Origin of the sequence: Bifidobacterium moraviense (genome assembly GCF_012932365.1) — a bacterium.
In the GTDB taxonomy this organism is placed as follows: domain Bacteria; phylum Actinomycetota; class Actinomycetes; order Actinomycetales; family Bifidobacteriaceae; genus Bifidobacterium; species Bifidobacterium moraviense.
The window spans coordinates 1-12,051 of the sequence record NZ_JAAIIH010000006.1; the positions used below are offsets into that span (position 1 = coordinate 1).

At 65.0% G+C, this 12,051-nt stretch carries 8 protein-coding genes; 4 read left to right on the plus strand and 4 right to left on the minus strand.

The genetic code is table 11. From position 1 onward, the window contains the following. Positions 1–250: 250 nt before the first annotated feature. The 3 genes from G1C96_RS05245 to G1C96_RS05255 all read right to left on the minus strand — a co-directional run bounded on the left by G1C96_RS05245 (position 251) and on the right by G1C96_RS05255 (position 5,017). Positions 251–2,437, minus strand: a complete 2,187-nt coding sequence (locus G1C96_RS05245; protein ID WP_169275606.1) for an InlB B-repeat-containing protein — start codon at positions 2,435–2,437, stop codon at positions 251–253. Positions 2,438–2,542: 105 nt separating this feature from the next. Further along, positions 2,543–3,820: a tyrosine-type recombinase/integrase gene (locus G1C96_RS05250; protein WP_169275607.1), complete on the minus strand. Its 1,278-nt coding sequence runs from the start codon at positions 3,818–3,820 to the stop codon at positions 2,543–2,545. Positions 3,821–3,994: 174 nt separating this feature from the next. Then, positions 3,995–5,017: a glycosyltransferase gene (locus G1C96_RS05255; RefSeq protein WP_205832059.1), complete on the minus strand. Its 1,023-nt coding sequence runs from the start codon at positions 5,015–5,017 to the stop codon at positions 3,995–3,997. A 156-nt stretch (positions 5,018–5,173) separates the two neighbouring features. Between G1C96_RS05255 and G1C96_RS05260 the strand changes: the two genes are divergently transcribed. Then, complete coding sequence (locus G1C96_RS05260) at positions 5,174–6,094, plus strand: NAD-dependent epimerase/dehydratase family protein (RefSeq protein WP_169275608.1); 921 nt, start codon at positions 5,174–5,176, stop codon at positions 6,092–6,094. A gap of 124 nt (positions 6,095–6,218) precedes the next feature. After that, complete coding sequence (locus G1C96_RS05265) at positions 6,219–7,595, plus strand: glycosyltransferase family protein (RefSeq protein ID WP_169275609.1); 1,377 nt, start codon at positions 6,219–6,221, stop codon at positions 7,593–7,595. 56 nt (positions 7,596–7,651) lie between these two features. Here the strand turns inward: G1C96_RS05265 and G1C96_RS05270 are convergent, their stop codons facing one another. Beyond that, complete coding sequence (locus tag G1C96_RS05270) at positions 7,652–9,547, minus strand: DUF4422 domain-containing protein (RefSeq protein WP_169275610.1); 1,896 nt, start codon at positions 9,545–9,547, stop codon at positions 7,652–7,654. A 166-nt stretch (positions 9,548–9,713) separates the two neighbouring features. Between G1C96_RS05270 and G1C96_RS05275 the strand changes: the two genes are divergently transcribed. Both G1C96_RS05275 and G1C96_RS05280 read left to right on the plus strand, forming a co-directional pair. Continuing rightward, complete coding sequence (locus G1C96_RS05275) at positions 9,714–10,541, plus strand: ABC transporter permease (RefSeq protein ID WP_169275611.1); 828 nt, start codon at positions 9,714–9,716, stop codon at positions 10,539–10,541. Positions 10,542–10,658: 117 nt separating this feature from the next. After that, the gene (locus G1C96_RS05280) at positions 10,659–11,888 is read left to right on the plus strand and encodes a CPBP family intramembrane glutamic endopeptidase (RefSeq protein ID WP_169275612.1); all 1,230 of its coding nucleotides are present in this window, start codon (positions 10,659–10,661) and stop codon (positions 11,886–11,888) included. The last annotated feature ends 163 nt before the right edge of the window (positions 11,889–12,051 follow it).

Genomic DNA, 12,051 nt, shown 5'->3' on the forward strand with positions numbered 1-12,051 from the left:
CCGCCAAGGGCGTCTGATCCGCTTTCGGTAGACTGATTCCCTGAAAAGCGAAGAGGTCGGCTCCGGGTATCCCGGAGCCGGCCTTCGTTCGTTTGGCGTGGAAGCGCCGGGAGGCGGCGGCCCGGCGCATACCCCATACCGCCATCTTGCGTGTGGATGATGAAAGGGGACTTGCGTTCCGGCAGTGCCGGAACGCAAGTCCCCTTTTCTTTAGTCAGGCATCAGGCTTCCGCCGATCGGAATATTCCGATCAGAAGGCCTTGTAGGCGACGCCTTCAACGGTCCAGCCGGACTGCTGCAGGATGGCCTGCTCGGAATCCGACACGGACAGCAGGTGACGGTTCAGCTCGCCGTTGTACAGACGGACCACGTTGCGCAGGCCGTTGTAGGCGGGCACGGTGAACGCGGAGCCCTCGATGCTCCAGGAAGCGTCGGCCTTCAGAGCCTTGATCTCCGCGGCGTCGGTGGACCACACGTGGTCGCCGGTCACCAGATTGAACGCGCGGGTGACTTCCTTCGCGATCGCGAAGGAAGCAAGACCATCCTCGATGTCGGCCTTCTTGTCGTCGTCGATGGTGGTGCCGTAGGCAGCCTCGACGGCGGCGGTGAAGTCAACGTAGTTTTCGGCGTTGGCGGGCTCGTAGAAGAGCGCGCCCTCGTCGTTCCAGTTGCCGTTGGTGTGCTGGGTGGAGGTCAGGCCGTCGATCTCGGCCTGAGTGGCGGAGTAGAAGTGCTCGCCGGAGACCGGGTTGTACAGACGGTGCACGAAGTCGGCCTTCTGCGGGTTGCCGTTGGTGGACTGGGCCTTGAACTGGAGCTGCTTCCAGCCCTCGTTCAGCTGGTTGACGATCTCGGCGCTCTTCTCGGCGGACAGGTCGCCCACGGTCTGGGCGGCAGCGGTCTCGTAGGCCTTCTTGGCGGCCTTGTAAACCGGCTCGTACCTGGCCCAGGAGGCGGCAGTGAAGTCGGCCTCGTCGTTCAGGGTCACGTACTCGAGTGCGGCCTTGGCCAGATCCGTGGTGACCGGGGTCCACACGGCCGTCAGGATGACGTCGTAGCCATTGTTGAGGATGGCGACGGTCTTAGAACCGTCAGTCAGCTCGGATTCGGTGTATTCGGAGCCGTTGTCCGCGGTCCAGCCAGACAGCAGGTAGCCGGTACGGGTCCAGTCCGGGATCTGATCGGCGGTCAGGGACTCGCCGTTGTTGACCTTGACCTCGGTGGAGGCCTGAGCGCCGCTGTAGTCGGTGTCCTTGAAGGTGACCTTCACGGTCTTGGTCTTGTCGGTGTCCCACTTGGCGTAGGCGACCACGGTGCCGCCGACGAAGGCGTCGGTGACCTTGGTGCCCTCCTGTCCGAACTTGTACTCAACGTTGGAGCCCACGGCGGTCTCCCAACCGGCGAACACGGACTTGTCCTTGGTCGGGGCGGTCGGAGCCTGGATAAACTCGCCGCTCTTGTAGTACGCGCCGGCAACCTTGGTGCCGCCGGTGGAATCGAACTTCACGAGCTTGTAGGTGGTCGGGGAAGCCGGGGCGAAGGTCGCATCCTCGGAGGCCTTGTAGTCGGCGCCGAAGGCGACGGTCTTGTCGGCGTTCGCCGGATCGGTCCACGCGGACTCGGCGGTGTACTCGTCGCCGGCCTGCAGGGTGACGAGAGACGGCAGCTTCACGGTCTCGTCCTTGGCGACATCGACCTTGTAGTCCGTGTCGGCGGTGCCGTCGGTCTTGGCGCCCGGGACCTGGCTGTCGGCGTCACCGGTGAAGGTCAGGGTGACGACGGACTGGTAGTAGTCCTTCGCGGCCACGGTCACCGTGGTGTCCTGAGGGTTCTCCCAGGAGACGGTGGTCAGGTCCGTGACGGTCTTCGCGGACTCGTCGCCGACCTTGACGGTGTAGTCCTTGGCCAGAGTGCCGTCAGCGGCGTCCGTCGGCAGCTGGGCCGCGGTCAGCGCGGAGTTCAGCGGGGCGTAGAACTTGTACGCGTCGGCGTTGGCGGTGCCGGCGATCGGGAAGAAGGAGTACTCGCCCGCGTTGGAGAAGGTCACCTCAACGGCGTTATCGGCGGCCACGTACTTCGGAGTCAGGGTAACGTCTCCGGTCACCGGGGCGGAGAAGTCCACGGCGTTGCCGTTCGCGTCGACCCAGCCGACGAACACGGAGCCGTCGGAAGCGACGGCACCATCGGCAGGCGCGAAAGTCTTGTCGGCAATGTTGAGAGAATCGGACAGAGCGAAACCGGCGGTCAGTGCATCGTCGGTAGTGGTCTTGTTGCCGGCCTTGTCAACAACGATCAGATCAAACTTGCCATTCGGCGTGTCGGACGGCGTGCTGTCCGCAGCATTCGCCGTGAGCGCGCTCACGCCCATCGTGGCGAGCATGGCCACCGACGCCAGGCCGGCCAGCGACGCGCGCCACACCTTGTTGTTTCCTGTCATGTCAGGAACCTTTCTTCTAGGGACATGGGTTCATGCGTCGCGCCGAGCAACAAAACCCAGTCGGGAGAACGGTTCCGACGTCATCGTCGTGCCCAGTCCCAGCGATCAGCCACGTCTGGACACGAGGGCGGCGGTCACTTCGGCGTCCACGGCGTCGGCCACCTGTCCCAGCCGCTCGGGGAAGAGGAAGCCGTAGACGTCCAGGGTGAGGCTGGCGGAGGTGTGGCCCATCTGGCGCTGCAGGATCTTCACGTCGGCGCCGGCCTTGATGGCGATGGCGGCGTATGAGTGGCGCAGGCTGTGCGGGGTGAGGCCCTCCACGTCCTGCAGACCGGCGAGTTCCACGGCCTTGTGCCAGACGCGTCGGCGCCAGTTGTGGTCGTTCACGTGTCCGCCTTTGGCGGAGCGGAACACGTAGGCGGTTTCCGGCTGTCCTTTGATCTGTTCGCGCAGCGGCTTCACGAGGAACTTGGGGATGGCCACGGTGCGCGGCTTGCCGGATTTGGGCGGTCCCAGCCGCTGCTTGGAGGCGCTGTTCTTCCATGTGCGCCGGATGCGGATCTGCCGGTTCGTCAGGTCCAGATCGCCCACCTGCAGTGCGAACGACTCGTTGATGCGCGTGCCCACGTAGCTTTGGAAGCGGATGATGAGTCCGTCCACCGGGCGCCCGATCACTTCTGCGGAGCGGGCGAGCTGTTCGATCTCCGGTACGTTGAGGAACACCAGATCCTTGTATTCCGGGCGTGGCACCTCCACGTCGCGCGCCGGGTTCTCCATGAGGTAGCGCGCCTTGACGGCGTATTCGAGCACGCCGGCGAACACCACCTTGACGATGCTTTTGACGGATCTGGGGGAGAGGGGTTTGGCGGCGCGACCCCGATGCAGCTCCGCCGGATAGTCGCCGGTGGCGAGGCTCGCCACCCAGCGGGCGATGTCGTCGTGCGTGATCGCGCCTATGGGCACGTCGCTCCACCGCGGGTTCACGTAGACGCGCAGTTCGCATTCGTAGCGCAGCCGCACGCCTTCGCTCACGTTGTTCTTGGAGCGCAGCCACATGTCCGCCACGTCTCTGAACCTGCGTTTCGCGTCGTGCGGGCTGGCGTAGCGCCCGCGGCGCACGTCGTCCTCCATGGCGGCGCGGAACGCTTCGGCGTCGGCGAGCTTGGCGAACGACTGCGAGTGTTGTCGGCGCGTGGTGCCCTCCACGGTGTACCAGCGGCATCGCCATCGGCGTCCCCTGCCGTAGCGCGACGACCGCCACCGTTCGTCCACCTGCGCGCGCATCGGGTCGCGGCATGCCGCGAGCGACCGTTTCGCCTGCGGCGGGGGCGGGACTCCGTCGTCGTTCTTCAGCCACAGGTCATCGATCCATACGCGCGCCATGCCTTTCATTATCGGCGTTGCACGATGGTCGTCCTGGCGTTGTTTCGGCCGTGAAACCGTTGTGGCGACGGGCTTTCGGGGACACGATCCAGACACGATGAAGGAGAGCCGCCGTGAGCGTGGCGATACGGTGCTCATGGCAGCTCTCCATGAGCACTACGTAGTAGGGAACGATCAGTCGTTCGGGGTGTTCGGGCGCTTGCCCAGCGGTCCCTTGGCCGGGTCCTCGCCGATGCGATACAGCGGCATGCCCATGGCGTTGTGCACGATAATGCCCAGATACTCCGCCATCACGCCGATCGCCAGCAGGATCAGACCGCTGAAGATGAGCACCACCACCATGAGCGACGTCCATCCCTGCACGGAGATGGCGTGGCTGAAGAGCTGGATGCAGATGAGCACGATGGCCCAGATGATGCCCACGATCGAGGTCAGTGCTCCGAGGACGCTGATGAAGCGCAGCGGCCTGGTGCCGCTGGTGAAGACCATGCGCCAGAAGTGGCCGAGCAGGCGGGACAGGTTGTAGGTGGACTGGTGGTCGCCTTCGGAGCGCAATGCGACCGGGCAGGTGGCGATGCGGCTGGCGATCCATCCCAGAGCCACGTCCAGATAGACGTCGTTGCCGGACTGGTGGGCGAGCGTGCGCGCCACGCTGCCGAGGATCAGGCGAAAGCTCTGGTATTTGGGCGCGTCGTTGGAGCCGAGCAGATGCTTGGCGACGAACTTGGCGCCCCATGAGGTGATGTTGCGGAAGAACGAGTGCGGCGCGGCGTTGGTGGGATCGGCGTAGACGACGTCCGCCTGCTGTTCAAGGGCATGGTCGAGCATGTCGCCGATGCAGTTGGGATCGTGCTGGCCGTCCTCGTCCATGGTAACGACCCAGTCGCCGGTGCTCTGCGAGATGCCGGCGAGCGTGGCCGGATGCTGTCCGTAGTTGCGGGTCAGCCATACTCCGTGCACGAACGGGTACTGCCGTTCAAGGCTGCGGATGACCTCATCGGAACGATCGCGGCCGTGGTCGTAGGCGAGCAGGATCTGGCTGACGCGGTAGCGGTTGCCGCCTTTAGAGCGACGCACGGCATGGAACGCAGCCAGTTCGGAGACGACGCCCGTGAGCGTCTTTTCGCCGCCGTACACGGGGATGACGGCGGAAACCGTATGGATGTACTGCTGTTCCTCTGGTGCTGCTTCGCCCAATCCAAAAGCCTCCTCGCGTGATGACACGTGCTAACATGAGAGCGTCCACATAAAATATAGCAATCCATCAGTGCCGGCGGTACGAGAGCCCCGGGCGCTTCGTTTGCTTTGGGAATACTGCCGTCCGGCGGCTAACAGGAATGGGGCGGCGCAACGGTGAAAACACTGGTTCTGGGAGGATCGGGCTTCATCGGAAGTGCCCTGAACGCGCTGCTGCTTGAGTCGATCGACACGGACGTCGTCGTATTCGACGCGTCGCAGCCGCGGTCGTTTCCCGACGATGCGCGCGTGCGGTTCGTCAAGGGCTTCTTCGACTCGGGCACGGACTTCGACCAGCTGACCAAGGGAGTGGACGTCGTCATCCATCTGGTCAGCACCTCGGTGCCTGGCACGGAACAGGACGCGCTCCGCGAGATGAACCGGAACGTCATTCCCTCCATCGCGTTGTTCGAGGCCGCCGTGGCCAACGGCGTGCGTAGGATTGTGTTCATGTCCAGCGGCGGCACCGTCTACGGCAAGGGCGACGGCAACGGCACGCCGAACGCGGAGACGGATCCGCTGCGTCCCATGAACACCTATGGGTTCCAGAAGGTGATGATCGAGAACGCGCTGCGCTTCGTCTGCCGCAACTCCGCCACGGAGTATCAGATCATCAGGCTGTCGAATCCGTACGGGCCGGGGCAGAACCCGCACGGCCCCCTCGGTCTGATTACCAAACTGGTGTACCAGACGCTGCACCATGAACAGGTCACGATCTACGGCGACGGTTCCGTGACGCGGGACTTCATCTACATCGATGACGCCGTGCAGGGCATCATCGATATTCTGCGGCACGGCAACGCCAACGACACCTACAATCTGGGCACCGGCGTGGGCGTCTCGGTGCGTGACGTGGTGGAGACCATACAGCGTGAGCTGCCGGAACGCATGTTGCTCACGCATCAGCCCGGACGACCGGTGGACGTGCCGGTCTCCGTGCTCGACGTGGGCAAGTACCGGGCCATCAGTACGATTGCACGGTTCGTTCCGCTCGACGAGGGGATACGACGCACGGCGCGGTTCTTCGAAGGCCACTGACCGTTGGAGCGACCGATTGCCTAGGAGACCGACTGGAACCATGCGCAAAGGACGGCACGTCATGCAGACGATCGAAGAAGATGCAAGCTCCGGACACGGCCGGCATGGTCGCGGGCCGATCCGTGTGAGCGAACGTGTGCTGCTCTGGCTTGCCGTTACGGCGTACTTCCTGATGCTGTGCTACATCGCGTACCGCCTGCCGTTCAGCGAATATCCGAAGGCGTTCCCGGACGAGGACGCGCGTCTGAGTCTGCCGCAGTACTTCTACGACACCGGACGCCTGCCCACCGGCGCCGAGGAAGCCGTGCGCTACCCCGGGTGGGGATTCTCCTATGCCAGCTATCCGCTGATGCTCACCACGCTGGTCGCCGGCGTGCTGATGAAGGTCATGGGACTGTTCACGTCCAACCCGGACTGGATCGTGTTCGCCGCGCGACTGGTGAGCATCACCTCCGCTTCCGCCGTGGTGTACTTCGCGTTCCGGACCGGACGGGTGCTGTTCGGCAGACCGCTGGGATACCTGTTCGGGCTGTTCCCCATGCTGCTGCCGCAGTTCATCTTCTGCGGGCTCTACTTCAACAACGACATGCCCGCCCTCTGCGGCGCGTCCATGGTGCTGTACGCGTGGGCGCTGGCTCTGAGGAACGGTTGGCAACCCTCGAACGCCGTGTTGCTGGGTGCCGGCATGGGCATAGTTGCGGTGACGTACTACAACGCGTATTCGTGGATCCTGCTGAGTCTGGTCTGCTACGCCTGCGTCTGGCATTCACGCGTCAGGGACTGGGGGTTCCTGCGACCGGCACGTTCGGCGTTCTGGCGCATCACCGGTCTGATCGTCGGCGTGACCGCCATCATCGCGCTGCCGTTCTTCATCCGCGCCGCCGTCATCAACCACGGAGACTTCCTCGGCTTCGCCACGATCAGACGCTACGGCATGCAGTACGCCGTCCCCGAGCTTCGGCCCGATCTGCGTCCCACGCCGCAGCATCTGGGCATGTCGCTGGGGGAGATGCTCACCACCGATCACTACATGGGAGCCGGCACCAACTGGCTGCTGATGGTCTACAAGAGCTCCATCGGCCTGTTCGGCTACATGGCGGTGCCGGTGCCGAACGTCATGTACTGGGCGTACGGCGTCTTCATCGTCGCGGGACTGGTCGGGTTCCTGCTCGCCTGCGTGCGCCGTCTGCACCATAGGGGAGACGACGATACCTATGCCGTGCTCGACGCGCTCATGTTCGCCAACATCGTGCTGGTGATGGGATTGGCGATGTACTACAGCTACGCGACCGACTATCAGGCTCAGGGACGCTACGTGCTGCCGATGCTGCTGTCCGTCGTGTATTTCGTCGTCGGAGGATGGCGGTACTGGGTGAGGACGCTGGTCTCGCGTGCGACACCGTCCCTGCAGACGAAGGCGCAGTGGGTCTTCGTCGCGGCGGCCGCGCTGCTCATGCTGTTCGGCGACTACGTCGCCATCGCCAAGTACCTGCTGGTATAGGTATACGGACCGTGAGGCGCACGGCCGTTCTGGTCGCGCGCCTCACGGCGTCATGCTCACCGCTTCCCCTGCACCTTCCTCGCGACCACCTTCATCAGCTCGCGCTGCTTGGAGCCCACGGGGGCCACCACGTCCACGTACTTGCGGATGGGGCTGTCCTCGCGCAGGGCGCGGTCGTGGTGCACGGCGGGTTGCGGCTTCTCGATGCCGTCCAGGATGGCCATCATCTGCAGCGAGAACGGCGTGGAGTGCGCGTAGTGCCAGTAGAGCGGGCCGAAGTCGCACCACGGGTTCTTCCACGGCTTGTCGTAGCCGGCGTAGTGCACGATCTTCGGGTCCTTGCGCGAGGCGAGGTACGCCCTGTACATGGCGGCGGGGGCGAAGTTGAAGATGCCGTGCACGCGGCCGGCGCAGTCGTGCATCACGTTCCACTCGTACGGCAGGTAGTGCACGTCGCCGCGGCACTCCTTGTTGAGGATGTCTTGGTCGTTGTAGATGTAGTCCGGGTCGGAGGCGATGGCGAGCCACTCGTCCACGGTGTGCAGGTCGCGCATGCGGTTCAGGTCCATCACCAGCACGCCCGCCTGGAAGTAGCCGTACGGGTCCGCCATGCCCAGCTTCGCGTCCGCGTAGCGGCGGCGCTCGCCGTTCGGCATGTTGAGGTTGCCCACGAAGTCCAGGTCGTGCACGGCGCCCAGCACGTGCCCCTCCAGATCCGTGTCGAACAGCTCGGCCACGTCGCCGCGGATGATGAGGTCCGAATCGAGGTACAGGATCTTCGAGTAGTACGGCAGCGCGTCCTGGATGATGAACCGGTAGTAAGTCTCCATGCTGATGTGCGCGTTGCTGGTGGTCAGGTCGTAGCCTTCCACCGCGGGGCGCACGTCGTAGAAGCGCACGGTGGCGTTGGGGAACTGCTCCAGGTACTGGCGGATGAGCTGGCGGTTCTCCGGCGTGATGTCCTTGTGCAGCACGATCACGTCGTAGAAGCGGTCCGGGTTCGCGTTGCGCAGCATCGAGTACATCGTGGTGGTGAGCATCGGCACGTAGTTGTCGTCCGCGGCGAACACCACGGGCACGGTCAGGCGCGGGTTGGTGCTCAGCGGCTCCAGATCGCCCGCCGGCTCCGGGTCGGTGAAGTGCACGCACTGCAGCGTCTTCACCTTCCAGTCGCGTCCGGCGCCGGCCCTGCGCTGATGCGCCAGCCAGATGTTGAGCAGTCGCTCGGACAGGTGCCCCGGCGTGCGCATCGTCTCCATGTCCGCGTGCGTGAAGTCGCTGGTCTCGCAGAACTCCTGCAGGAGCGGGAACAGCCACTCGCAGTAGGCGAAGAAGATCTCCCGGCGCATGATGAACATGTTGCAGAACGCGGCCTCGTGCCCGTTCAGCACGGCGTCCGCGTCCTCTCGGTACTCGGGATGGCGCGCGCACAGGATGTCGTACACGTGGCGCAGGTCCTTGAGGCGCAGATGCGGGTTGTTCGCCCAGTGCTCCTTGAGGTTCGACGTGCCGTCGATGAGCTTCGTGTCGTTGATGGGCGACGTGATCACGTCCCAGCCGTCCACGGCGGCGGCGATGGACGCGTCGTCCAGCCCGTATTCGCGGATCGCCTTCTCGCTGATGAACGTGTCCATCACCTCGCCGTAGTCGTTCTGGCGGTGCGGCGTGTCCGAGAAGTCGAAGTAGCGGCGATAGTGGCAGAAGCCGTAGTAGTCGGCGTGCGCGTTCTTCCACGCCCAGTACTGTGCGGTCAGCTCGCAGTACATCGGGTTGAGCTGGGAGATGTTCTCGCCGACGTTGTCGTACAGCGTGCCCTCGAGCGTGCGCTCGGCGGTCTCCGCGCCCACCTGGATCGGCACGAGCGAGGCGCAGTCCGGGAACGCGGCGGGCTTGTGTGCGCTGATGAAGATGCGGATTCGCGCGGGCTGGGCGCCGGCTTCTGTGTTCGTCATATGGGTATTCTCCCCGCTCGTTCGCGATTATGGACGGTTCCCTCTAGAATAATGACAGTTTTTCCGCAACGGGGCCGCCGCAGGACGGCGCGCCCGCGTTCGCGGGGCGGCAGGATGCCCGTGGCACGTCGCCGGTCAACCGAGGAACAGGACGGATAGGACGCTCGTGAAAGACGCATGCAAGAAACTCGCCGAGAAGTACCGCTACTCGATCGTGGTCTTCCGTGAGCTGGTGAAGACCGACTTCCAGCTGCGCTACCAGGGGTCCTTCCTCGGCATGGCGTGGTCCGTGCTCAAGCCGCTGATGCTCTTCGGCGTGATGTACGTGATCTTCGTGCAGTTCCTCCACTTCACGGACGGCACGCCCACGTTCCCCATCTCCCTGCTGTGCGGCACCTGCCTGTGGAGCTTCTTCTCCGAGGCCACGTCCATGGGTCTGGCGTCGATCGTGAACCGCGGCGACCTGCTGCGCAAGGTGCACTTCCCGAACTACATCATCGTGGCCGCCACCACCATGGGCTCCATGATCTCCCTGGGGCTGGGCCTGATCGTGGTGATCCTCTTCGGCTTCTTCGCGCACGCCGAGTACACGTGGCGCGTGCTGCTGGTGCCGTTCAGCATCATTCAGCTGTACTGCCTCACGCTGGGCGTGGCGCTGATCCTCGCCACCATGTACGTCTACTTCCGCGACATCCAGCACATCTGGGAGGTCGTGCTGCAGGCGCTGTTCTACGCCATCCCGATCATCTACCCGCTCTCCTTCGTCTCCAAGAACTACCCGGCCGTGGCCAAGATCATGCTGCTCAACCCCATCGCGCAGCCGATCATGGACATCCGCCACAACCTGCTGTCGCCGAAGTACGTGCCCACGGTGTGGACCGAGATCAACTCGTGGTGGATCCCGATCATCCCGTACGTGCTCACCGTGCTGATCCTGTGGTTTGGCATCCACCTGTTCCGCAAGAACAGCTCGCGGTTCGCGGAGATGCTGTAGGCCGCTGCCGCCGCACGGCGTGCGCGCCGCGGACACCGTGGGGCGCCGCCGATACCTTCACCAGCCGTTCATCTGCGGGCCGGGCCGCGTCGCACGTCGGGCCGTTAAGCTGAAGTCATGTCGACGCCGCAACAATCGCCCCAGTTCCAGCCGCCGCAACCGCAGTATCAGCCGGCACCGCAGCCGCAGCCTCCGCAGTACTCCCAGCCTCCTCAGTACTCCCAGCCGCCGCGGCCGCAGTCAGCTCCGCAGCCGGCACCGCAGCCGCCGCAGTACCCCGCGCCCTACCAGCCACAGGGCCAGTACCCGCCCGCGCAGCCCCCGGCGCCGCAGCCCGCTCCGGCCCCGATCCCGCAGATCCCCGCGTACAAGCTCGCGCGCAGGATCATGCGCCGCGCGGTGAACCGGCCGGCCGGACTCGCGCTCATGTACGCGCTCATCGCGCAGACGCTGGGCATGGCCTGCTCCTTCGCGATCAGCTTCTCGCTCGGCTTCGCTCGCGGCGCCGGCGCCACGGCCATGAGCGCGCAGGACCTCGTGGCCGAGTCGAACCGGCTGGTCATGGAGCACATGGGCGTGATCAGCCTGGGCAGCTTCGGCGTGGCCATGCTGGTGCTGGTGCTCGTGGACCGTCGCCGGATCCTGCGCCGCGGCTTCTGGGTGGGAAGTCACGGCGAGGCAAAGCGCATGCGCGCCTCGTGGCTGGTGAGCTTCGTCGTGGTCATGATCACCGCGCAGGCCGCGTTCGCGCTGCTGGAGGCGCTCGCCTCGGCGGCGGGGATCAGCGTGGTCTCGCCGGCCATGCAGACCATCAACCAGTCGGCCGTCAACTGGCAGATGTGGCTGTTCGTGGGGCTCGTCGGCCCCGTCTTCGAGGAGATCGTGTTCCGTGGCGTGCTGCTGCAGTCGCTCGCGCCGTACGGGCGCAACTTCGCGATCGTCACCTCGTCGCTCATGTTCGCGCTGTACCACGGCGACTTCGCACAGGGGCTGTTCGCCTTCTTCGTGGGACTGCTGCTCGGGTTCGTGGGGCTCGAATACTCGGTCATGTGGTCGATCGCGCTGCACGTGTTCAACAACGCGGTGCTCGGCGGCGCGCTGCCCTCGCTGGCCGCGTCGTACGGCGACGCGGGCAACACGGCGTACGGGCTCGCGATTCTGGGCGTCGGCATCGTCGGCGGCATCGTGGTGTTCGCGCGCCACGGCCGCGAGATCCGCGCCTACGCCGCGCTCAACCGGTCGCCGCGCGGCACCTACTGGGGCTGGACGGCGCCGTGCTTCCTGATCTTCGTGGGGCTGGAGACGATGGTCGTGCTCGTGTCGCTGACCCTCGTGCTCGCCTCGTAGCCGCCGCCCTGTAGTCGTGCGCCAACCGTACGACGCAGCACAGATTTGGCGGAAGTGACCCCGGAGCGACGATTTCCGGGCTCTCCGGGGTCACTTCCGCCAAATCTGCCGTATGCGGGCGGATTCGCCGGGCACGCGTGACCGTGGCTGCTCGTAGGCTTGA